The organism is Klebsiella sp. w6, from assembly GCF_033100215.1.
GTDB classification, from domain to species: Bacteria; Pseudomonadota; Gammaproteobacteria; order Enterobacterales; family Enterobacteriaceae; genus Klebsiella; species Klebsiella variicola.
The window spans coordinates 2,232,154-2,253,546 of record NZ_CP136907.1 but is presented as its reverse complement, the minus strand read 5'-3'; the positions used below and the strand labels follow the sequence as shown (position 1 = coordinate 2,253,546).

The following is a 21,393-nucleotide window of genomic DNA, read 5'->3' as shown; positions in this document are numbered from 1 at the left end:
AAGCATAATGAACCATTTGATTCGGGCTAACAATACTGCATCGCCGCCAGACGGACGGCGGCATTCGCCGCGCCATAGAGCGCGTAACCGGCCCGTCGTTCGGTTAACTCAAAGAAAAAGCGCCCGGCGGTAAAGGGGCGGGTATAAAGATGCAGGAAGGCCCCGCCCTGCGGATCGCGGTCGTAGAGGAGCTGCCGCCGCTGCAGTTGCCCAACGTCCAGCTCGCCGCCGAAGCGCGCCAGCAGATCGTCATAATAATTGGCCGGGATCGGCAGCGCATGGCGGGCAACGTCGGCAAGCTGGTCGCAGGTGGCCGGCAGATCGCGGCAGGCAAAGGCCGCATGCTGCAGCCCTGCCCCCTGGTAGCAGGCGACCGAGCGGGCAATCTGCGTCGCCCGGCTCTGCGAAATATTCAGCGCCAGACGGATATCGCCCTGCGGGCTGCGCACCGCCAGACTGCGCACCAGTCCATACGGGTCCGGCAGCGTCTGCTCATGCTCAAGGGTAAAACCAAACACCGTGCGGAAGAACATCACCCAGTTGTCGCGGCTGTCGGCCTCCATCCCCAGCGCCAGATGGTCGATACCGAGATAATCCTCGCGCACCGTCAGTCCGTCGCGCAGATGAAAATCGCGCTCATAGATCCCTTCCCCGGCCTCGATGAGATAGATAAGGCTACCGTCCGGGGCGCAGATCGCCGGGATCGGCGTTTCGTTCGGCCCGGCATCGCCCTGCCAGGTGGCATACCCCAGCGCGCGGGCGCGGGCCACAATCGGCGCACTGCGATCGACCCGCAGCGCCATGGCGCACAGCGAAACGCCGTGGCGTTGATAGAAATGATCGGCCCAGCTGTGGGGCTGATGGTTGATGACGATCCGCGCCCCGCCGTTGCGCCACAGCGTCACCTGTTTGGAGCGGTGGCTTCCCTCGTGCTGAAAACCCAGCGCCTGCAGATGCTGCCCCAGGCGCTGCGCCTCGGCGGCGCTGGCGGCAAACTCGATAAACTCCAGCCCGTGATAGACCGGCAGCGGCGGCGGTGAAAACAGATCCGCATCGCACGTCGGGAGCCGACGGCGGGTTTGCTCCTCCAGCCACAGCAGCGAACGATAACCATCTTTGGCCGTCGCGCCATTCGGCGAGGCGCGAAAACCGTCATTAAAGATCTCCAGCGACCAGGGGCCGCGATAGCCGCAGCGGGTGATCTGCTCGGCAAACGCCTCCAGCAGCAGCTCGCCCTGCCCGGGGAAGCAGCGGAAATGGCGACTCCATTCCAGGAGATCCATTTTCATGTACGGCGCATCGGCGAGCTGAACAAAGGTGATTTTCTCCACCGGCACCGACGGTAGCGCGTCCAGCGTGTCGCCGCGGGCCAGAATATGGAAGCTGTCGAGCACCAGGCCCAACGCCGGGCTGTCCACCCGCCGCACCCGCTCCCAGGCCTGCTGCCAGCGGTTCACATGGGTTCCCCAGGCCAGCGCCTCATAGCCGATGGTGATCCCCTCTTCTTCCGCCAGCGTGGCCAGCGCCCGCAGATCCGCGACCTGCAATTCGCTATCCGCCGAGCAGTCCGGCTGCACATTGCTGCACAGCAGCAGCGTGTCACAGCCCAGCTCGTGCATCAGGGCAAACTTGCGCCGAGCGCGGGCCATATTCGCCGCAAACTGCGCCCGGCTGGCGCCTTCAAAATCGCGAAAGGGTTGAAAAAGCGTGATTTTTAACCCTAAATCGGCGGCAAGCTGGCGGATTTCCGCCGGCGTCCCCGTATAATAGAGCAGATCGTTCTCGAAAATTTCCACACCCTGATAGCCCGCCGCCGCAATAGCGTGCAGCTTCTCAGGCAGGGTGCCGGAAATCGAAACGGTGGCGATAGAGCGCAGCATAAGGTCCTCGGGTCAACAACTGACGTGAGCCTTGAATATGTATCATTTGGTTCATTTGCGCCATACTAGGTTGCTAAATTGTGATCATTATGTGTATTTTTTGTCACCCAAGAAAAAGGAGTTGCCATGACCGTCGTTGCTCATGATGAAGCACAATCCCTGAAGGCGCGGATTTTCAGCGCTGCTATCGCTGTTTTTGCTGAACACGGGCTGTCAGGCGCCCGCATGGAGCAGATCGCCACCGAAGCGCAGACCACCAAGCGCATGGTGGTTTACTACTTCAAAAGCAAAGAGCAGCTCTATCAGGAGGTGCTGCAGTATGTGTATGCGCGGATCCGCGAAACCGAGCAGCAGCTGGGGCTGGAGAATGTGCCGCCGGTGGAGGCGCTGGTGCGGCTGGTGCGCTGGAGCGTGCGTTATCACGCCACCCACGCGGACTATATGCGGGTGATTTGCATGGAGAATATGCAGCGCGGCAAGTGGTTACAAACCTCGGGTGAACTGAAACCGCTGAATCGTACCGCCCTGTCGATTCTGGAAGACATTTTACAGCGCGGCCAGCAGCAAGGCGTCTTTCAGGCGGGGCTCGAAGCACGCGATGTGCACCGGTTAATCAGCAGCTTCAGCTTTTATCAGGTGTCGAACTTCTACACCTTCAGCAGCCTGTACCTTGACGATCCGTTGCCCGCCATCGACGACGAAGCGATGGTGGCCCACCACTGCGACATTGCCGTCCGGGCGGTGATCCGCTTCGTGATTTCCTGACCCGCCGGCGAAAGACGTTAATGCCCGGAAAGGGCGTGAATGACTTTCTCCATGGCCTCCACGGTGAGCGCCGAACGCTGAATTTTGGCGTTCGCCAGCGAGGTGCGCAGTACGCCGGCAATGACAATGTGTTTCGGCTCCTGTCCCAGGTCTCGCATTTCCAGCACCACTTTACCCACCACGCGGCACATTTCCTGGTACAGCTCGTCGTCTTTGGCTTTATTTCCCATCTGGTTTTGCTCGCACTTTATTATTATCAATCAATTCATTATTGATAGATTTTTTCCGCAACGCAAATTATCCCCGGCGGAATGGGCCAATGGCGCATTTTACTGGTTCATCACGCGAGAAAAAGCGCCTTCCGCTGCCCCTTTGCCTGCCCGGTGATGAAAAAATGTGTTGCGTACTTTTATGCATAACGTGCCGGTTTTGTTACGCGTTTTGTCCATAATTTGAAACGAGGTTTTTATTTTCCTTTTTGATTTCGGCAGCGTATAATGCGCTTCGATTCTTTCTTGAATGGTTTCAGCGCATTGGACTGCATGATAAAACGCATAACACCTTGCCACATTTCATGGGCTGAACCGCCAGCACACATTCTTCTGCACGCTCCGGGGTTGTCACCTATCCTTAGGGCGTGGCTTAGCAACTTTCGTAATACAGGTTTGGCTCCCCGGCAGTGCGCCCGCGGAGCGAGAATTCCATATCCTTCACAACTTAAAGACTAAAACTGTCATGAAAAAGACCAAAATTGTTTGCACCATCGGTCCGAAAACCGAATCTGAAGAGATGCTGACCAAAATGCTGGAAGCCGGCATGAACGTGATGCGTCTGAACTTCTCCCACGGTGACTATGCGGAACACGGTCAGCGCATCCAGAACCTGCGCAATGTGATGAGCAAAACCGGTAAGAAAGCCGCTATTCTGCTGGACACCAAAGGCCCGGAAATTCGTACCATCAAGCTGGAAGGCGGCAACGACGTCTCATTGAAAGCAGGCCAGACCTTCACCTTCACCACCGATAAATCCGTCGTCGGCAACAACGAAATCGTTGCAGTGACCTACGAAGGCTTCACGTCTGACCTCACCGTCGGCAACACCGTTCTGGTGGACGATGGCCTGATCGGCATGGAAGTGACGGCTATCGAAGGTAACAAAGTTATCTGTAAAGTGCTGAACAACGGCGACCTTGGCGAGAACAAAGGCGTAAACCTGCCGGGCGTCTCCATCGCCCTGCCGGCGCTGGCTGAGAAAGACAAACAGGATCTGATCTTCGGTTGCGAACAGGGCGTGGACTTTGTCGCGGCCTCCTTCATCCGTAAACGTTCCGACGTCGTCGAGATCCGTGAGCACCTGAAAGCCCACGGCGGCGAAAACATCCAGATCATCTCCAAAATCGAAAACCAGGAAGGCCTGAACAACTTCGACGAAATCCTCGAAGCTTCTGACGGCATCATGGTTGCTCGTGGCGACATGGGCGTTGAGATCCCGGTTGAAGAAGTTATCTTCGCCCAGAAAATGATCATCGAAAAATGTATCCGCGCGCGCAAAGTGGTTATCACCGCGACTCAGATGCTGGACTCCATGATCAAGAACCCGCGTCCGACCCGCGCTGAAGCCGGCGACGTGGCCAACGCCATCCTCGACGGTACCGATGCAGTGATGCTGTCCGGCGAATCCGCGAAAGGTAAATACCCGCTGGAAGCCGTCACCATCATGGCCACCATCTGCGAACGTACTGACCGCGTGATGACCAGCCGTCTGGACTTCAATAACGACAATCGTAAACTGCGCATCACCGAAGCGGTGTGCCGCGGCGCGGTAGAAACCGCTGAGAAACTGGAAGCGCCGCTGATCGTTGTCGCCACCCAGGGCGGTAAATCCGCACGCGCTGTGCGTAAATACTTCCCGGACGCCACCATCCTGGCCCTGACCACCAACGAAACCACCGCTCGCCAGCTGGTGCTGAGCAAAGGCGTTGTGCCGCAGCTGGTGGAAGAGATCGCCTCTACCGATGACTTCTATCATCTGGGCAAAGATCTGGCGCTGAAAAGCGGCCTCGCGCGTAAAGGCGACGTGGTGGTGATGGTTTCCGGCGCATTAGTGCCGAGCGGTACCACTAATACGGCTTCCGTACACGTGCTGTAATAATTTACAGGTTAATTGGTTTTTTTTAATAAAGCGCCTCTCGGGGCGCTTTTTTTATTCATTGATTAGCTCTTCCTATTAAAAATGCAAATCGGAATTTACTATTTAATAAGAGATTATCTAAGATGAATCCGATGGAAGCGCGCTGTTTTCACTCGCCTTTTTCAGCGATTTTGTCCAATTCGATGCTTCTTTGAGCGAACGATCAAAAATAAGTGCGTTCAGGTAAAAAAAATATTCTCATCCCAAAAAACTTTGTGTAATACTTGTAACGCTACATGGAGATTAACTCAATCTAGAGGGTATTAATAATGAATCGTACTAAACTGGTACTGGGCGCGGTAATCCTGGGTTCTACTCTGCTGGCTGGTTGCTCCAGCAATGCTAAAATCGATCAGCTGTCTTCTGACGTTCAGACTCTGAACGCTAAAGTTGACCAGCTGAGCAACGACGTGAACGCAATCCGTTCCGACGTTCAGGCTGCTAAAGACGACGCAGCTCGCGCTAACCAGCGTCTGGACAACCAGGCTCACTCTTACCGTAAGTAAGAGTTCTGGTAATAAAAATGGCGCACTCTGTGCGCCATTTTTTTTGCCCTCAGCATGAGGGCTACTGGGTAAGCAGGCTGTTGTCTGACGGCGTGTTCTGCGCCGACAGCGTAGCTGGCGCACTCCCCGTCCCCGTGGACACCACCACCGGATATCCCGCCCTTCTCGACATCGCTTTTTTCAGCTGTGCATCATCGACCGCTTTATCCTCTGCGAAGGCGTGAAACGCCGCAGGCAGCGTGTAGGCGATGGTCCGGGTGTTTTCCCCTTCCGTCTGCGAAAGCGGCCTGTGGACCTCGACATAGCGTTTACCATCCGGTTCGACGGCAAACTTCACCGGCTGATTGATAATCCGTACCGGCGTCCCGGTTTTCACCTGGTTGAACAGCGCTTTGATGTCATCGGCGTTCATTCGCATACAGCCTGAGCTGACGCGTAAACCGACGCTGTCCGGCGCGTTGGTGCCATGAATCAGATATTCGCCGTTGCCATAGGCCAGACGCAGCGCGTAGCGCCCCAGCGGGTTGTACGGCCCGGCCGGGACCACCGCCGGTAACGTCACCCCTTTCTCCAGCGAACGCGCCCGAATGCCCGCGGTGGGCGTCCAGGTCGGGTTGGGGATCTTCTGCCCGATGCGGGTGGTCATCTCAGGCGTTTCCAGCCCTAACTGGCCGATACCCAGCGGATAGACCTGCACCTGATTCTCTCCCGGCGGGAAGTAATACAGCCGCAGTTCCGCAAGGTTGACGACAATCCCCTCTCGCGGTACGTCGGGGAGCAGCATCTGGGAGGGGATCAGGACCTGAGTACCAGGCTTCGGCTGCACCGGCGCGATGGTATCGTTGGCTTCGAGGATCAGCATCGCCGCGGTATCGAAATGGCGGGCGATCGCCTGCAGGTTGCGGTCTCCCTCCTGTACGGTCCAGTACTGGTTCTGGCCAATCAGCCGGCTGTTGGCGGGAGGAAGCGGGTAGTCGACGGCCCAGGCGGCCGAGGAGACGCCAAGCGCGCTGAGAAGGGCTAAGGTGATCATCGTTTTGCGTTTCATACTGAGATTCCTTCTTTCGCTGATAAAACGCCAGGAGACTGAACGGCGGCAGGAGCAGAACCCCTACCGGACGTAACAGAATGAAATCTACCTGTTTATTCTAGCTAATATTTGCGGCTTTCGCGCGGATCGCACGGATCATGGCTTCAAGCCCTTGCGAGCGGGAAGGCGTCAGGTGTTGGGTGAGCGCCATTTTTTCAAACCACGGGCGCACATCGAACTCGATGATATCCTGGGCGGTCATCCGATCATAAAGGATAAACACCACCGCAATCAGCCCTTTGACGATCGCCGCATCGCTGTCACCGCGCAGGGTGATAACGCCGGAGGGGTCCTGCGCCATCACAATCCACACCTGGCTTTGGCAGCCCTGAATAATGTTCTGCACGCTATGTTCTTCCGGGCTTAGCGGCGCCAGCCGCTGGCCCAGCTCAATGATATAGAGATACTTCTCTTCCCAGTTGGCGCAACGGCTAAAATTGCGCAACAGTTTGTCTTTGTCTGGTAGTGCCGCCATCGTCACGTCCTTTACCCTAATAATTTGTGGATCCGCTGCAGGCCGGCCACCAGGCGGTCCACCTCTTCCGTGGTATTGTACATCGCCAGCGAGGCCCGACACATAGCCGGTACCTGATACCGGGCCATCAGCGGCATGGCGCAGTGGTGCCCGGTTCGCACCGCGATACCGTAGTTGTCGAGGAAGCTGCCGACGTCATAGGCGTGATGCTGGCCGAGGTTAAAGGCGATCACCCCCTTGCGCTGCGCCGGCCCGTAGAGGATCAGATCCGGCACGGCGCGCAGAGCCTCCAGCGCATAGCGCATCAGGGTCTGCTCGTACTCCGCGATCTGCGTCAGCCCCAGTTGGCTGACGTAGGTCAGCGCCGCGCCGAGGCCAATGATCCCCCCGGTATTCGGCGTACCGGCCTCAAAGCGCCACGGCGCCCGATTCCAGGTGGTGCCTTCCGTCAGGCTGACGGTGGCGATCATCGACCCGCCGCCTTCCCATGGCGCCATCGCCTGCAGTAGCTCGGAACGGCCATAGAGCACGCCGATCCCGGTCGGGCCATACAGCTTGTGTCCGGAGAAGACGTAGAAATCGCACCCCAGCGCCTGCACATCTACCGGGTGGTGCATCACCGCCTGGGCGCCATCCACCAGCACTTTCGCGCCATGCTGATGCGCAAGGGCAATCAGCGCCGCCAGCGGGTTTTCCGTCCCCAGCACGTTGGAGACCTCGGTTATCGCCAGCAGGCGGGTGCGCGGGTCAAACAGTCCCGGGACAACATCCAGTTGCAGGGTGCCGTCCGGGTTCAGGGGGATCACCCGCAGCTCAGCCCCGACGCGGGCGCACAGCATCTGCCACGGCACAATGTTGGCGTGGTGCTCCATTTCGCTGATGATGATGTTATCCCCGGCGCCGACGTTGGCGTTTCCCCAGCTGTTGGCCACCAGGTTAATACCCTCGGTGGTGCCGCGGACGAACACCACTTCCTCCGCCGACCCGGCGTTAAGGAAGGTGGCCGCCTGCTGACGCACGGCTTCCATCCGCGCGGTGGCTTCCGCGCTGAGGGTATGGATGCCGCGGTGCACCGCCGCGTAGCCGTGGCGATAGAATTCCGCTTCGGCGCCGATCACCGCCTCCGGCTTCTGGGCACTGGCGGCGCTGTCGAGATAGGCCAGTGGCTGACCGTTGACCTCCCGGTTCAGTACCGGAAAATCGGCGCGAACCCGTTCTACTGAAAATGTCATACAGTGCCTCCCGGCAAACGCTGTCCAATCCGCGCCAGCACCTGCTCTCTGAGCGCATCGCTGCGGATAGCCTCGGTGAGCTCGGCGGCGAAGGCGTAGAGGATCATCTGCTGCGCCGCCTGCTGTTCGATACCGCGCGAGCGCAGATAGAACAGCTGTTCTTCATCAATGCGCCCGACGGTCGCCCCGTGGCTGCATTTCACGTCATCGGCGTAAATCTCCAGCTGCGGTTTGGTGTCGACCTCCGCCAGCCGCCCAAGCAGCAGATTGTTATTGGTCATCTGGCCGTCGGTTTTCAGCGCGTGCGGCGCGACGTTGATCAGCCCGTTAAACACCGCCCGGCCCTTATCGCTGACGATGGTTTTGTGCAGCTGGCGGCTGTTGCAGTAGCCAACCTGATGGTCGAGCCAGGTGCGGCTGTCGCAGACCTCATTTTTCACCGGCATCGCCAGCGAATTGAGGCGCAGATTGCTGTTTTCACCGCCCAGGCGGGTGCTGGTGTGATGACGCAGCACCTGCCCGCCGAGCAGGAAACTGCTGCTGAAGGCCGAGGCGTCGCGGCCCAGCAGCAGGTCGTTATGGGCGAAGTGGTAGCTGAGCGCGTTCTCAAACGCCAGCTTGATATGCTGGAGGTGCGCGTTATCGGCCACCGTCATGGTCAGTCGCCCGCCGGTGAAGTGCGGCTGCTCATTGAGGCTCAGGTAATGTTCGACCACGGTCGCCTCCGCCCCGCTTTCCAGCGCCAGGTGATGGCGATAGTGGGCGGTATTCAGCGCATCGCCGGCCAGACCGCGGGTGATATGCATCAGCAGCAGCGGCTTATCCAGGCGGCGGTTGCGCGGTACGCGAAGGCGGGTCACCGTCTGCGCCAGGCTTTCGGTCAGATGGAGAAACACCTCCGGATGCAAAGCATCCGGCAGATGCTGGCGTTGGTTATCGACGCTGACCTCCACGCCGCTGGCGGCGAGATCGTCGCTCAGCTCAGGATGATAGCGGCCATCGATAAACACCAGCCGCCAGGCGTCCAGCGGCAGCGCCAGCGCATCACGCTGTTCAGCGCTGAGCGATGCCCCCTCGTCGGCGACAAAGTGACCGTTGAGTAGCGCATCCAGCGGGGTGTATTTCCAGTCCTCGTGCTTACGTGTCGGCAGCCCCAGGCGCAGCAGCTGCTGCAGATGCTGGGTGGCCTCCGCCGTACGCTGGCCGCCCTGCGCTTCAAACAGGTGGTGCCACTGCTGCAGCGCGTTACTGCTGTTCGGTAAGCCAGCCATAGCCCTGCTCCTCCAGCTGTTTGACGAGGGTGAAATCCCCCGACTTCACGATCCGCCCCTGATACAGAACATGGACGTAGTCCGGCTTGATATAGTCAAGAATGCGCTGATAGTGGGTGACAATGATGAAGGCGCGTTTGCCGTCGCGTAGCGAGTTGACACCTTCCGAGACAATCTTCAGTGCATCAATATCCAGCCCGGAATCTGACTCATCAAGAATGCACAGCTCCGGCTCCAGCACCGCCATTTGCAGAATATCGTTACGCTTTTTCTCACCGCCGGAGAAGCCAACGTTCACCGAGCGGGTCAGCAGATCTGCCGGCATCTGCAGCAGCCTGATTTTCTCTTCCATCAGATCCTGGAAGTCGAAGCGATCCAGCGGCTCCTGGCCGCGATAGTTGCGCACGGCATTCAGCGCGGTCTGCAGGAAGAACTGGTTGCTGACGCCGGGAATTTCCACCGGATACTGGAAGGCCATAAAGATACCTTCTCCGGCGCGATCTTCCGGGGCAAGTTCCAGCAGGTCTTTACCCTTAAATTCGACGCGGCCGCCGGTCACCTCGTAATCCTCACGCCCGGCCAGGGTGGCCGAAAGCGTACTTTTCCCCGAGCCGTTTGGCCCCATAATGGCGTGGACCTCCCCCGGGCGCACCTCAAGGTTCAGCCCGCGCAGGATAGCTTTATCTTCGACGGCGACGTGTAAATCTTGAATACTTAACATCTTTTTTCCTTAATTATCAGCCGACGCTATGTTCAAGGCTAATGGCCAGCAATTTTTGCGCTTCGACGGCGAACTCCAGCGGCAGTTCGGAGAAGACGTCTTTACAGAAACCGTTGACGATCATCGAGATGGCATCGTCTTCGCTGATCCCGCGCTGTAAACAGTAGAACAGCTGATCTTCGCCAATCCGCGAAGTGGTCGCTTCATGTTCCAGCTGGGCGCTGTTGTTGCGGCATTCCACATACGGGAAGGTATGCGCCCCGCAGTCCGGGCCGATCAGCATCGAATCGCACTGGGTGAAGTTGCGGGCGTTAGTCGCGGTCGGCATGATTTTGACCAGCCCGCGATAGCTGTTCTGGCTGTGTCCGGCGGAGATCCCTTTCGAGATGATGGTCGAGCGGGTGTTCTTGCCGATATGGATCATTTTGGTGCCGGTGTCCGCCTGCTGGTGACCACTGGTCAGCGCTACCGAGAAGAATTCGCCGATCGAGTTATCGCCGCGCAGAATGCAGCTGGGGTATTTCCAGGTGATGGCCGAGCCGGTTTCCGACTGGGTCCATGACATCTTGCTGTTCTCCCCTTCGCACAGCGCACGCTTGGTGACGAAGTTGAGAATGCCGCCGGTGTTGTTGTCGCCGGGGAACCAGTTCTGCACCGTGGAGTATTTCACTTCCGCATCTTTATGGATGATGACTTCAACGACCGCCGCATGCAGCTGATAGCTGTCGCGCACCGGCGCCGAGCAGCCCTCAATATAGCTGACGTAGCTGCCTTCATCGGCCACCAGAATGGTGCGTTCAAACTGCCCGGTCTTTTCGGCGTTGATGCGGAAATAGGTCGACAGCTCCATCGGGCAGCGGACGCCCTTCGGCACATAGATAAAGGTGCCATCCGAGGCCACCGCGGCGTTCAGCGCGGCAAAGAAGTTGTCATTGCCTGGCACCACGGTGCCCAGATACTTTTTCACCAGTTCCGGATGGTCGTGGATCGCCTCGCCGAAAGAACAGAAGATGATCCCCTGCTCCGCCAGCTTTTCGCGGTAGGTGGTCGCCACCGACACCGAGTCGAATATGGCGTCCACCGCCACCTCGCGCCCTTCACGTACCGGCACGCCCAGCTGGTTAAAGGCTTCTTCCACCTCGCTGGTCAGGAAGGTGTTGGCCCCGGTCTGCTGCACCGCGCCCGGCTCTGAAGCGCAGGTCTCATCGCAGTTGCCGCAGGAGGGGGCGGAATAGTAGCTGTAGTCCTGATAATTCAGCTTATCGTAATGCGCCTTCAGCCAGTGCGGTTCCTCCATCTCCAGCCATGCCCGGAAAGCATTGAGCCGAAACTCCAGCATCCACTGCGGCTCATTGCGACGGGCGGAAATGGCCCGGACCACCTCTTCATTAATCCCTTTGGCCAGCTCATCGGTCTGCAGCCGGGTGAAAAAGCCCTCTTTATAATTGAGCGGGCCGCCGGTCCAGGTTTTGACATCGTCAGTTGCTTCAGTATTACGCGACATAGTTACTCCGCCTGCACCCCAAAACTTTCGCCACAGCCGCACTCGTGCTGCGCTTTCGGGTTATGAAATTTAAAGATTTCATTTAAACCTTCCCGGACGTAATCGAGCTCCGTGCCGTCAATGAACGGCATCGCCTGCAGCGGCGCCCACAGTTTCGCCCCGTCATGTTCAAAGAGCAGATCGTCGGCTGCCGGCTCGGCAATCATTTCGAGCACATAGCCAAAACCGGCGCAGCCGCTGGTTTTTATCCCCAGCCGCAGCCCTTTTTTGTCCGGTTGCTTGCGCATCAGATCGCGAATATGCGCGGCAGCGGCCGGCGTCATGGTCAGTCCCTGCCAGCTAAAATCGGCGGGATTAAAGGTTCCTGCTTGTACTTCCATCGATAGACCTCCAGGTTGGCGCCATCAAGGCATACCGCCATGTTAGTGATAATGATTATCACTTCAACCCATCTGCAGCAGGGGTATTGCCCCATTTAGCGCTTTTTATAAGCATAGACCCTCGCCCGGGGATTATCAGGGTGTGCAGGGTGAACTTAATCTTTTGATTTATAATATGTTATTCTGAAATCGTTCTATATTCGCACGCAATGGTAAAGATGTATCGAAAATACCGATTTATGCAATAGCAGATGACCCGGTTCCTGTTTATCGCACAGCCTGGAGAAGGAAAAGTGACAGTGTCACCTAAAGGCCAACAAGGCCGAGAAGGCGCAGGTCCGGTGGTCAGGATAAGAAAGCGCCAGTCCGTGACGCTTTCGGAAAGCAACAATCGCCGCTCGCCAGGCCGCGATCCAGGGAATGAAAACTGTGATGAAACGGGTAAATGGATTGCCAGGCAGGGTCGCGGTTGGCTAGGTGCCTTTTCTGACCAGGCGGGCGGCCTGAACAAAAACCTCATCTTCCACCCCGTCCCCCTTCTGTCTGCCCAGTCTCACCAGTTCATCCACGATACTCCCCTGATTAATCTGCTTCTGTGTAGCCACTAAGCTAATGACCGCCGCGCCGATGGCCATGCCAATCAATGCCGTTTGTTCATCTTTATCTTTCATGGTGTCGCTCCGTCTGTCCTCCAGAGAAAGGCTAGCAAAAGATACCACCAGCTCAATTTCAAATTCATCTTCTTTACACCTCCCGGAAAACGCAGACGCCGCGCTGATCTCTCCTTCCCCCTGGTGGCGATGGCGCAAAGCGCTGTCGCCTCATACCGGGTCTTTATTTTGCCAGCTTCACGTTGCGCGGAAATAAATAAAAATAACGCGCGCGCCGAAGAGTAAAAAAAGGAAATAACAGCCTCAGCGATAAAACCAGATTATTCCAGCAGGGAATAGCTGGGATGCTAATATTTCATTTCCCCACCGGTTTTTAGAAGCCTATAGTTTTTTTGCCTGCAGAACATCCACTTAGGTTAAAAGACATAAGGACATAATAATGATTGTTTCAGCCCCCAGCGATTATCGCGAAGCCGCTCGTCGCCGTCTGCCCCGCTTCCTTTTCGATTATATTGACGGTGGCGCGGTGGCGGAAAATACCATGAACGCCAACGCCACCGAGCTTGCTTCGGTAGCCCTTCGCCAGCGCGTGCTGTGCGGGGCGGGCGAACCGACGCTGGCCACCACGATCCTTGATGCCTCATGGGCGATGCCCGTGGCGCTGGGGCCGGTCGGCGCCACCGGGATGTACGCCCGCCGCGGCGAAGTTCAGGCGGCCCGCGCCGCCTCCCGCGCCGGGATCCCGTACACCCTGTCCACGGTGTCGGTCTGCTCCATTGAAGAGGTGGCGAGCCAGGCCAGCGGCGCACTCTGGTCCCAGCTGTACGTGCTGAAAGATCGCGGCTACATGCGTAATGCGCTGGAGCGCGCGTGGGCCGCCGGCATGAAAACCCTGGTATTCACCGTCGATATGCCGATCCCCGGCTCGCGGTATCGGGATAATCGATCAGGCATGTCCGGGCCGCACGCCACCCTGCGACAGTATCTCCAGGCCTGTACTCATCCACGCTGGGCAATGAACGTCGGGCTGGCGGGCAGGCCCCTGTCGTTCGGTAATATAGAAGCCTACACCGGCCACAAAATGACCATGGACGACTACATGGGGTTCATCAGCAACAACTTCGACCCGTCCATCGCCTGGCACGATCTGGAGTGGATCCGCGACAGCTGGCAAGGGAAATTAATCATCAAAGGGATCCTCGATGCCGACGATGCGCGCAATGCCGTGCGCCTCGGTGCCGATGGCATTGTGGTGTCGAATCATGGCGGCAGACAGCTCGATGGCGCCATTCCCACTGCCCGGGCGCTACCAAGGGTGGTGGATGCGGTCGGCGACGATCTGACGGTGCTTGCTGATTCCGGGGTGCGCTCCGGCGTGGACGTCATTCGCCTGCTGGCCCTCGGCGCGAAGGGTGTGCTGCTCGGGCGGGCCTATATTTATGCCCTGGCCGCGGCGGGCGAAGCGGGCGTGGCGCATCTGCTGCGCTTATTTGCCGAGGATATGAAGGTCACCATGACCCTCACCGGCGCGACCTCGCCATCGGCCATCAGCCTCGATTGCCTTGACCGCCTCGAACAGGATCAACATCGCACTCATGCGGTGCCGGCATCCTTACCCGCCTGACGCTGCCCGGGGCCGGGCCTGACCGCGTTTATCGGCCAGGTCCGGCAAGAGGGAATTACCCCTGCGGGTGCAGCGCCGGGTGTTGCACTGCGTCAGCCGGGGGCTGAGGTCGGATGCGGAACCAGATCGCGTACATGGCCGGCAGGAAAATAAGGGTCATGATGGTTCCCCCCAGCGTCCCGCCAATCAGCGTATAGGCGAGCGTTCCCCAGAAGACCGAATGGGTGAGCGGAATGAACGCCAGGATCGCCGCCAGCGCGGTCAGCAGAACCGGGCGGGCGCGCTGCACCGTCGCCTCCACCACCGCGTGGAACGGATCGAGCCCTGCCTGTTCGTTGTGGTGGATTTGGCCAATCAGGATCAGCGTATTGCGCATCAGGATCCCCGACAGGGCGATCAGGCCCACAAGAGCATTGATGCCAAACGGCTGATTGAACAGCAGCAGTGTCGGCACCACGCCAATCAGCCCCAGCGGCGCGGTCAGGAAAACCATGACCATCGCCGACAGCGAACGCACCTGCAGGATAATGATCAGCAGCGTGAGGGCGATCATGATGGGAAATAACGGCACCATCGCCCGCGTGGCTTTGCCTGACTCCTCGATCGACCCCGCCGTCTCGATGCGATACCCCGGCGGCAGCGAGTCGATAATGGGCTGCAGCGATTTCATCAGCGCGGTGGAGACATCCGGCGGCTGCAGGTTATCCGCGACATCTCCGCGGACGGTGATGGTCGGCGTGCGATCGCGACGGCGAAGCAGCGGGTCCTCCATTCTGATCGACACGTCGCCAATCTGTGACAAGGGAACCCGCTGCCCGCCGCTGCCCACCAGGGTGAAGTCGGCGATTTTCGCCGGATCCAGACGGATATCGCCCGCCGCGCGGCCGATGACCTGCACGGCGCGAATATCTTCCCGAACAGTGGTGATGGGGATCCCTGACAGCAGGAACTGCAGCTGCTGGGCGACGGACTGGGAGCTGAGTCCGCTCGCCTGCAGCCGGTCCTGATTGAGGCTGAAATGCATCACCGGCACCCGCGAACCCCAGTCGCTATTGACGGTGCGCATCAGCGGACTGGCCTGCAGCACCGATTTAACCCGTTCGGCGATGTCGAGCAAGGTGTGCGGATCGGGCCCCATCACCCGCCAGGCAACCGGATAGGGCGAATAAGGGCCAAAGACCAGCTGAGTGACGCGCACCCGCGCTTCCGGCGCCAGGCCATTGGCCACCGCCTCCCGCAGCCGCCGCTTGAGCGCCTCGCGGGCGTCCTGACCGTCGGTCAACACCACCAGTTTGGCAAAGGAGGGATCGGGCAACTCCGGGGCCATCGCCAGGTAAAAGCGCGGCGCGCCCTGGCCGATATAGCTGGTGACAATCTTCGCCTCCGGCTGCTGCTGCAGCCAGTGCTCAATTTTCGCCGTCGCGGCGCTGGTCTGGATAATCGACGACCCGTAAGGCATCTGTACTTCAACCAGTACTTCCGGACGATCGGAGGTGGGGAAAAACTGCTTTTTCACCACGCTCATTCCCAGTATCGCCACCATAAACAGCACCACCACGCTGGCGGCCACGCGCCATTTGCGGGCGATAACCCGGGTCAGCAGCCGACGGAAGCGCTGATAGCGCGGGGTGTCATACAGCGCGGCGTGGCCTGCCGCCGCGGGCTTTCTGTCCGGCAACAGGTGCACCCCCAGCCAGGGGGTAAAAATCACCGCCACAATCCAGGAGGCAATCAGCGCGATACCGACGATCCAGAACACGTTGCTGGCGTACTCCCCGGCGGTGGACTGCGCAAATCCATTGGGCATAAAGCCCACGGCCGTCACCAGGGTACCGGCCAGCATGGGCGCCGCGGTATGGCTCCAGGCATAGGCGGAGGCTTTGAGGCGGTCATACCCCTCCTCCATTTTGACCACCATCATTTCGATGGCAATGATGGCATCATCCACCAGCAGGCCCAGGGCGAGGATCAGCGAGCCGAGAGTGATGCGGTCGAAGTTTTTGCCGGTCGCCTCCATCACCACAAACACCACGGCCAGAGTTAAAGGCACCGCCGCCGCGACCACCACCCCCACGCGCCACCCCATGCTGACAAAGCACACCGCCATCACCACCAGCAGGGCGACAAAGAATTTGATCATGAACTCATCGACTGCGGCGCTGATATTCACCGACTGATCGGTCACCTTGGTCAACGACATGCCGAGCGGCAGGCTCTGATTGATGCTGGCCGTTTCGGCGTCCAGCGCTTTCCCCAGCGCCAGACCATTCCAGCCCTCGCGCATCACCACCCCCAGCAGCAGCGCCGGTTCGCCCTGATTGCGGATCAGGAAGGTCGCGGGATCTTCATACCCTCGCTCAACCGTGGCGACATCGGCCAGTTTCAGCGTTCTGCCCCCGGCAATAATCGGCGTGTCGCGGATCTGCTGCAGGCGGTCGAACGCCCCGTCGAGGCGGATAAAGATCTGCCCGCCCCGGGTCTCAATGGCCCCGGCGGCGGTCAGCACATTCTGGCTGTTCAGCGCGGCAAAAATCGCTTCTGGTGAAAGGCCCAGGGTGGCGAGACGGTCATGAGAAAAGGAGAGATAAATGCGCTCCGCCTGTTCGCCGAGGATATTCACTTTTTTCACCCCGGGTACATGCAGCAGCTGCTGGCGCAGGGCTTCAGCGTCACGCACCAGCTGCCGCGGCGGCTCTCCCCGCGCTTTCAGAGCAAAGAGGGCAAAGGTGACATCGGCGAATTCGTCATTCATCATCGGGCCGGAGACGCCGGCAGGCAGGTTTTTCGCCTCATCCCCGAGCTTTTTGCGCGCCTGATAAAACTGCTCCGGCACCTCGGACGGCGGGGTCTGATCCTGCAGCGACAAGGTGATCAACGCCATGCCAGGGCGGGTATAGGTCTCCGTGCGATCGTACCACTTCAGCTCCTGGAGCCGTTTTTCCAGCGGCTCGGCGACCTGATCCTGCATCTCCTGCGCGGTGGCGCCGGGCCAGACGGTAATGACCGTCATTTGCTTGACCGTGAAGGGCGGATCTTCCGCCCGCCCGAGTCCGAAGAACGCCACCAGCCCGGCGACGGAAATGAGGATAATTAAAAACAGGGTCACCGACCGCTCGCGGACGGCCAGCGCGGAGAGATTAAAACGCCCGGCGCTCATGGCTGGCTCCCGGCGGCATTATGCTCGCGTCGTTCCGCCAGACGCACCGCCTCGCCCTGGTGCAGAAGATGGGCGCCCAGGGCGACGATGGGCTCGCCGGGCTTCAACGGGCCGGTCACCCGCGCCGTTTCATCATTCAGGCCGAGCACAGTTACCGGTTGCCACGAAACGGTGGCCGGACGGGAGGCAATGCGCCAGACGCCAGGGCCGTTGCCCGGATCGTAGACCGACGCCAGGGGCACCTCCAGCACCTGGCCTGGCGCCTGGTCGCTGCCGATACGCAGGGTCACGGTAGACCCCAGCGGGGCGTTCGCCAGCGCGCCGTTCAGCACATAGCGCGCTTCAAAGGTGCGGGTGGTGGCGTCAGCCGCGTCCGAAAGCAGTCGCAGGGTCGCCGTGACCGGCTGAGATTCGCTGCCATAGCGTGTCGCCAGCGCCTCGCTGCCGACCGCCGGGCGCAGCGTCTCCGGAAGCTGCACCCGCGCTTCGCGCTGCCCCGCCCGCGCCAGGCGGATCACTACCTGCCCGGCGCTGACCACCTGCCCTGGTTCGGCAAGCGTTTCCACCACCACGCCGTCAGCGTCCGCCAATAGCCCGGCATAGCCGGTGGCGTTTTGCGCCACATTGGCCTGCGCCTGGGCCGCGCTGAGGTCGGCTCTCGCCGCCTCTGCCGCTGCGTTAATCTGGTCGAATTCCGCGGCCGAGACGGCGCCGCTCGCCACCAGGCCGCGATAGCGGGCCAGATCGTTGGTCGCCTTTTTGGCTCGCGCCCGCGCGGCATCCACGGCCCGCTGTTGAGACTGCGCCTGCAAGGTTAAATCAGCCGGATCCAGACGCAGCAGCAGTTGACCGCGCTTGATGCTCTGCCCGGTCTCCACCAGCCGGGCAAGGATTTTTCCCGATACCCGGAAGCCGAGATCGCTTTGGGTACGAGCGACCACCACGCCGGTAAAGGCCCGCGAGCTGGCCTCCGCGCGCTCGACGGTCGCCACCCGGACCAGCGGCGGCCGGGTGCGGGGATCGTCATGATCGGCAGGTTCGCCGCAGCCCGCGAGGGCCAGCGGCAGGAGGCAGACGGCAAGATGGACGGCATTGAGCCTGAGCATGGGTCACCTTAATGAAAAGACCGGACAGTGACCGCATTCTCAGACTAGTGACCAATAAAGTCAATAGTCACCAATCAGGGGGAGAGACTTCTCAGGATCAGGGAGGCAAGCAGCACCGCCGCGGTGGGCGCGGTGTCGAGATTGTATTGCAACTGCACCGGGTTGATGAAAGGACACATCACCATATAGACCGCCAGGGTTGCCTCATCCAGCGGGGTTTTGCGCTCGAACTCACCCGCCTGGCGGCCTTCGACAAGGATTTGACCAATCAGCTGCTGTAGATGACCGGCATACTGTTCCGTTGAAGGCCATTTATCGCGCGCTGCGACGGCGGCGATGTCGTACAGTTTGCGATCCTCGAAAAACAGTTCACTGCCGGCCTCGGTCAGTGCCCGGAACAGGCGGCGCAGTTTCTCGCTGGCGGACGGCGCATCGGCGATAGCCGCGCTGACGGCCACCATGATCTTCTCCAGCCGGCTGGCGCAAATCGCCTCGCCAATCGCCTGCTTGGAGTCAAAGAATTTATAGATATAGGCTTTGGAAAAGCCTATCGCTTTGGCGAGATCGGTGACCGTCGTTTTCTCATAGCCATAGCGACTAAAGTGCGCCATGGCCGCGTCAAGAATCTGGTCCCGAACGCTGTGGTCATGGGGACCACGGCTTGCAGGGGTGGAGGTATTTTTCGTCATCCGTTTAGCTTAATGCGATCGCTATCGTTTGACAACGAGTGACGTTATTATGATTTGGTCACAATAACACCCCGCTCTGTGATCCTCTTGCCGCGTTACGCCTCACCCGCCTCTTGGTTTATCGCGCCGGCGGGCAGACAACCCAGGCCTTGCAGCGTCTGAAGCACCGCACTGTCGAGTGGGGTATGCGGCTCCGCGCCTAAAAAATCAACCAGTTTATCGTTGCGCAGGCGTACCGGCAGACGCCAGAGATAGTGCATCTCGACCATTTCGCGCAGGGTGGCGTTGAAGGGCGCCGCCAGCTTTACCAGCCACCAGGGAAAAGACTTCACTGCCGCTCGGCCGCCATAGTGGGCGACCACCCGCTGGATCGCCTGACTCATTTCGCTGCCGTCCGGGTCCCAGTGGCCCTGCATATGAAAGCGAGCAAACGGCTCAAGCTCATGCCTGCGGGCCAGCAGCGCGGCGATGGTGTCGGCGACGTCGGGCAGATAAGCCCACTGATGCCCGACGCCGATCGCCCCCGGGCGGCTAATGACGCGGGGAAGCTGACCAGGCTTGACCAGCCCCTGAGAAAACCAGTTATTTCCGGCGCGTGGACCAAAAAAATCGCCCGCCCGAACAATCAACGCCCGGCCACCGCGCTGCACGTAATCCTCCAGCGCCAGCTCCATCTCCACCCGGATGGCACCTTTGCGGGTCACTGGCTGTTGTGCGGCCTCTTCAGCAATCAGCGGAAAGGCATCCGGTCCATAGTTGTAGACCGTGCCGGGCAGAACAACTAACGCCCGCTGTTGTTCGGCGGCCTGCAGGGTGTTGTGCAGCATGGGCAGTACCTGTTGCCGCCAGTGCCGGTAGCCCGGCGGATTGACCGCATGGACGATAACGTCGCAACCGGCAGCCGCCGCCGCAACCTGCCCGGCATTCAGCGCGTCGCCGGCTATCCACTGCATGCCATCTGCGGGACCGCGAATCTGAGCGCCGCGCTTCAGCGCCCGAACCTGCCAGTTGTCCGCCACCAGCCGGCGCGCCACTTCCCCGCCAATCCCCCCGCTTGCTCCCAGAATAAGTACTTTGCCGCTGCTGTTCATCCTCTTTCCCCGTTCGCTAATGGATGCTTGACAGCCTACCTGCCGCTCATATCAAATGAAATTGCATACCATCATCGAGCAGCTATACATTTTTGTATGAATACCTCTATTCCCTGGGAGTGGTACCGAACCTTTCTCGCCGTCCTGCAGGAAGGTTCCTTATCGGGCGCATCGCGCACCCTGAACATCACCCAGCCGACGGCGGGGCGCCATATTGCCGGGCTGGAGGCCGCGCTCGGCCAGGCCTTATTTACCCGCTCGCAGACCGGCCTGCTGGCGACCGACGCGGCGCTGGCGCTGCGGGTGCACGCCGAGGCGATGGACAATACCGCCCGGGCGCTGGAACGCACGGCGGCTAACTTTAGTCGCGACCGAACCGAACTGCGTGGCGTGGTGCGGGTGGCCGCCAGCGAGGTGGTCGGCGCCGAGGTGCTGCCGCCGCTGGTTGCCCGGCTCAGGCAGGCGTGCCCGAATATTGTCATCGAACTGATGCTCTCCAATCGGTTTCAGGATCTACTTCACCGGGAGGCGGATATTGCGGTGCGGATGGTCGCCCCGCAGCAGGAGCAGCTTATCGCCCGCCGTCTCGGCAGGATCGAGCTTGGGTTACATGCCACCGCCGCCTACCTGACGCGCCAGGGCCTGCCCGCTACCCTCGACGATCTGGCCAGCCACGCGCTAATTGGTTTCGATAGCGCCACCCCACTTGTTCGCCGGGCCCTGCAGGCTTACCCCCGATTTCAGCGCGAAGCGTTCGCGATGCGGACCGATAGCGACCTCGCCCAGTTGAGCCTGATCCGCGCCGGGGCGGGGATCGGCATCTGCCAGGTGCCCCTTGCGGATGGCATTATTCCCCTGCAGCGAGTACTGGCGGCCGACTTTTCCCTGAATCTCGATACCTGGCTGGTAATGCATGAGGATCTGCGCCACAGCCCTGCCTGCAAGCGGGTATTTGATTTTCTCGCCCAGGGGTTGCAGGCGTATATTCGTGGCCCACTGGCGAGCTGATCCGCCCCATCGCGCGGGCATTTCATTGCCTGCTGAAATAGTCACTCATTGACACTGTAAATATGGCATTGTATAAAACCCCGCCCCAATAAT

At 59.8% G+C, this 21,393-nt stretch carries 20 protein-coding genes; 5 read left to right on the top strand and 15 right to left on the bottom strand.

All coding sequences use genetic code 11. The features are described from left to right. Positions 1–26 precede the first annotated feature (26 nt). Entirely contained in the window at positions 27–1,880 is a 1,854-nt protein-coding gene (locus tag R0140_RS11060; protein ID WP_049162336.1) for a bifunctional sugar phosphate isomerase/epimerase/4-hydroxyphenylpyruvate dioxygenase family protein, read from the bottom strand. Positions 1,881–2,006: 126 nt separating this feature from the next. Between R0140_RS11060 and R0140_RS11055 the strand changes: the two genes are divergently transcribed. Next, positions 2,007–2,645 carry a TetR/AcrR family transcriptional regulator gene (locus R0140_RS11055; protein WP_008804472.1) on the top strand — a complete coding sequence of 213 codons (639 nt, stop codon included), beginning with the start codon at positions 2,007–2,009 and terminating at the stop codon, positions 2,643–2,645. 17 nt (positions 2,646–2,662) lie between these two features. Here R0140_RS11055 and fumD read toward each other — a convergent pair whose 3' ends face one another. Both fumD and R0140_RS11045 read right to left on the bottom strand, forming a co-directional pair. Continuing rightward, positions 2,663–2,875 carry a fumarate hydratase FumD gene (gene fumD / locus R0140_RS11050; protein ID WP_012541399.1) on the bottom strand — a complete coding sequence of 71 codons (213 nt, stop codon included), beginning with the start codon at positions 2,873–2,875 and terminating at the stop codon, positions 2,663–2,665. A gap of 236 nt (positions 2,876–3,111) precedes the next feature. Next, on the bottom strand, positions 3,112–3,243 hold the full coding sequence (locus R0140_RS11045; protein ID WP_004217210.1) for a hypothetical protein: 132 nt from the start codon (positions 3,241–3,243) through the stop codon (positions 3,112–3,114). Between the two features lie 137 nt (positions 3,244–3,380). On the opposite strand from R0140_RS11045, the gene pykF reads away from it, so the two are divergent. Both pykF and R0140_RS11035 read left to right on the top strand, forming a co-directional pair. Beyond that, the gene (gene pykF / locus R0140_RS11040; protein ID WP_012541397.1) at positions 3,381–4,793 is read left to right on the top strand and encodes a pyruvate kinase PykF; all 1,413 of its coding nucleotides are present in this window, start codon (positions 3,381–3,383) and stop codon (positions 4,791–4,793) included. A gap of 311 nt (positions 4,794–5,104) precedes the next feature. Then, positions 5,105–5,341 (top strand): major outer membrane lipoprotein, encoded by a 237-nt coding sequence (locus R0140_RS11035; protein WP_007374746.1) that lies wholly within the window; start codon positions 5,105–5,107, stop codon positions 5,339–5,341. A gap of 61 nt (positions 5,342–5,402) precedes the next feature. Here the strand turns inward: R0140_RS11035 and R0140_RS11030 are convergent, their stop codons facing one another. The 8 genes from R0140_RS11030 to R0140_RS10995 all read right to left on the bottom strand — a co-directional run bounded on the left by R0140_RS11030 (position 5,403) and on the right by R0140_RS10995 (position 12,685). Further along, positions 5,403–6,389 (bottom strand): L,D-transpeptidase LdtE, encoded by a 987-nt coding sequence (locus R0140_RS11030; protein ID WP_008804469.1) that lies wholly within the window; start codon positions 6,387–6,389, stop codon positions 5,403–5,405. A 100-nt stretch (positions 6,390–6,489) separates the two neighbouring features. After that, positions 6,490–6,906, bottom strand: a complete 417-nt coding sequence (gene sufE / locus R0140_RS11025) for a cysteine desulfuration protein SufE (protein ID WP_008804468.1) — start codon at positions 6,904–6,906, stop codon at positions 6,490–6,492. 11 nt (positions 6,907–6,917) lie between these two features. After that, the gene (sufS, locus tag R0140_RS11020; RefSeq protein ID WP_008804467.1) at positions 6,918–8,138 is read right to left on the bottom strand and encodes a cysteine desulfurase SufS; all 1,221 of its coding nucleotides are present in this window, start codon (positions 8,136–8,138) and stop codon (positions 6,918–6,920) included. After that, complete coding sequence (gene sufD / locus R0140_RS11015) at positions 8,135–9,409, bottom strand: Fe-S cluster assembly protein SufD (protein WP_012541393.1); 1,275 nt, start codon at positions 9,407–9,409, stop codon at positions 8,135–8,137. The genes sufS and sufD overlap by 4 nt, the downstream gene beginning before the upstream one ends. Next, complete coding sequence (gene sufC / locus R0140_RS11010) at positions 9,384–10,130, bottom strand: Fe-S cluster assembly ATPase SufC (RefSeq protein WP_004184415.1); 747 nt, start codon at positions 10,128–10,130, stop codon at positions 9,384–9,386. The genes sufD and sufC overlap by 26 nt, the downstream gene beginning before the upstream one ends. 16 nt (positions 10,131–10,146) lie before the next feature. After that, positions 10,147–11,634 (bottom strand): Fe-S cluster assembly protein SufB, encoded by a 1,488-nt coding sequence (gene sufB, locus R0140_RS11005; RefSeq protein WP_008804465.1) that lies wholly within the window; start codon positions 11,632–11,634, stop codon positions 10,147–10,149. Positions 11,635–11,636: 2 nt separating this feature from the next. After that, a complete protein-coding gene (sufA, locus tag R0140_RS11000) occupies positions 11,637–12,014 on the bottom strand; it encodes a Fe-S cluster assembly scaffold SufA (protein WP_008804464.1) in 378 nt (125 codons plus the stop codon). A gap of 473 nt (positions 12,015–12,487) precedes the next feature. Next, positions 12,488–12,685, bottom strand: a complete 198-nt coding sequence (locus R0140_RS10995) for a hypothetical protein (protein WP_004203090.1) — start codon at positions 12,683–12,685, stop codon at positions 12,488–12,490. 379 nt (positions 12,686–13,064) lie between these two features. Between R0140_RS10995 and lldD the strand changes: the two genes are divergently transcribed. Further along, complete coding sequence (gene lldD, locus R0140_RS10990; RefSeq protein ID WP_064176248.1) at positions 13,065–14,249, top strand: FMN-dependent L-lactate dehydrogenase LldD; 1,185 nt, start codon at positions 13,065–13,067, stop codon at positions 14,247–14,249. A gap of 55 nt (positions 14,250–14,304) precedes the next feature. On the opposite strand, the gene R0140_RS10985 is transcribed toward lldD, so the two are convergent. The 4 genes from R0140_RS10985 to R0140_RS10970 all read right to left on the bottom strand — a co-directional run bounded on the left by R0140_RS10985 (position 14,305) and on the right by R0140_RS10970 (position 20,292). Beyond that, positions 14,305–17,406: an efflux RND transporter permease subunit gene (locus R0140_RS10985; RefSeq protein WP_049155320.1), complete on the bottom strand. Its 3,102-nt coding sequence runs from the start codon at positions 17,404–17,406 to the stop codon at positions 14,305–14,307. Continuing rightward, positions 17,403–18,512: an efflux RND transporter periplasmic adaptor subunit gene (locus R0140_RS10980; protein WP_064176247.1), complete on the bottom strand. Its 1,110-nt coding sequence runs from the start codon at positions 18,510–18,512 to the stop codon at positions 17,403–17,405. Before R0140_RS10980 ends, R0140_RS10985 begins: the two co-directional genes overlap by 4 nt. 74 nt (positions 18,513–18,586) lie before the next feature. Then, a complete protein-coding gene (locus tag R0140_RS10975; RefSeq protein WP_015958592.1) occupies positions 18,587–19,123 on the bottom strand; it encodes a TetR/AcrR family transcriptional regulator in 537 nt (178 codons plus the stop codon). Between the two features lie 173 nt (positions 19,124–19,296). Beyond that, entirely contained in the window at positions 19,297–20,292 is a 996-nt protein-coding gene (locus R0140_RS10970; RefSeq protein WP_049155316.1) for an NAD-dependent epimerase/dehydratase family protein, read from the bottom strand. Between the two features lie 96 nt (positions 20,293–20,388). Here R0140_RS10970 and R0140_RS10965 point away from each other — a divergent pair, with 96 nt between their 5' ends. Then, positions 20,389–21,300, top strand: a complete 912-nt coding sequence (locus R0140_RS10965) for a LysR family transcriptional regulator (protein ID WP_012541385.1) — start codon at positions 20,389–20,391, stop codon at positions 21,298–21,300. The last annotated feature ends 93 nt before the right edge of the window (positions 21,301–21,393 follow it).

Bases quoted from the DNA above. Each gene is read 5' to 3' on its own strand.
- R0140_RS11060 (WP_049162336.1), bottom strand. From the start codon at position 1,880: ATGCTGCGCTCTATCGCCACCGTTTCGATTTCCGGCACCCTGCCTGAG.
- R0140_RS11055 (WP_008804472.1), top strand. From the start codon at position 2,007: ATGACCGTCGTTGCTCATGATGAAGCACAATCCCTGAAGGCGCGGATT.
- fumD (WP_012541399.1), bottom strand. From the start codon at position 2,875: ATGGGAAATAAAGCCAAAGACGACGAGCTGTACCAGGAAATGTGCCGC.
- R0140_RS11045 (WP_004217210.1), bottom strand. From the start codon at position 3,243: ATGTGTGCTGGCGGTTCAGCCCATGAAATGTGGCAAGGTGTTATGCGT.
- pykF (WP_012541397.1), top strand. From the start codon at position 3,381: ATGAAAAAGACCAAAATTGTTTGCACCATCGGTCCGAAAACCGAATCT.
- R0140_RS11035 (WP_007374746.1), top strand. From the start codon at position 5,105: ATGAATCGTACTAAACTGGTACTGGGCGCGGTAATCCTGGGTTCTACT.
- R0140_RS11030 (WP_008804469.1), bottom strand. From the start codon at position 6,389: ATGAAACGCAAAACGATGATCACCTTAGCCCTTCTCAGCGCGCTTGGC.
- sufE (WP_008804468.1), bottom strand. From the start codon at position 6,906: ATGGCGGCACTACCAGACAAAGACAAACTGTTGCGCAATTTTAGCCGT.
- sufS (WP_008804467.1), bottom strand. From the start codon at position 8,138: ATGACATTTTCAGTAGAACGGGTTCGCGCCGATTTTCCGGTACTGAAC.
- sufD (WP_012541393.1), bottom strand. From the start codon at position 9,409: ATGGCTGGCTTACCGAACAGCAGTAACGCGCTGCAGCAGTGGCACCAC.
- sufC (WP_004184415.1), bottom strand. From the start codon at position 10,130: ATGTTAAGTATTCAAGATTTACACGTCGCCGTCGAAGATAAAGCTATC.
- sufB (WP_008804465.1), bottom strand. From the start codon at position 11,634: ATGTCGCGTAATACTGAAGCAACTGACGATGTCAAAACCTGGACCGGC.
- sufA (WP_008804464.1), bottom strand. From the start codon at position 12,014: ATGGAAGTACAAGCAGGAACCTTTAATCCCGCCGATTTTAGCTGGCAG.
- R0140_RS10995 (WP_004203090.1), bottom strand. From the start codon at position 12,685: ATGAAAGATAAAGATGAACAAACGGCATTGATTGGCATGGCCATCGGC.
- lldD (WP_064176248.1), top strand. From the start codon at position 13,065: ATGATTGTTTCAGCCCCCAGCGATTATCGCGAAGCCGCTCGTCGCCGT.
- R0140_RS10985 (WP_049155320.1), bottom strand. From the start codon at position 17,406: ATGAGCGCCGGGCGTTTTAATCTCTCCGCGCTGGCCGTCCGCGAGCGG.
- R0140_RS10980 (WP_064176247.1), bottom strand. From the start codon at position 18,512: ATGCTCAGGCTCAATGCCGTCCATCTTGCCGTCTGCCTCCTGCCGCTG.
- R0140_RS10975 (WP_015958592.1), bottom strand. From the start codon at position 19,123: ATGGCGCACTTTAGTCGCTATGGCTATGAGAAAACGACGGTCACCGAT.
- R0140_RS10970 (WP_049155316.1), bottom strand. From the start codon at position 20,292: ATGAACAGCAGCGGCAAAGTACTTATTCTGGGAGCAAGCGGGGGGATT.
- R0140_RS10965 (WP_012541385.1), top strand. From the start codon at position 20,389: ATGAATACCTCTATTCCCTGGGAGTGGTACCGAACCTTTCTCGCCGTC.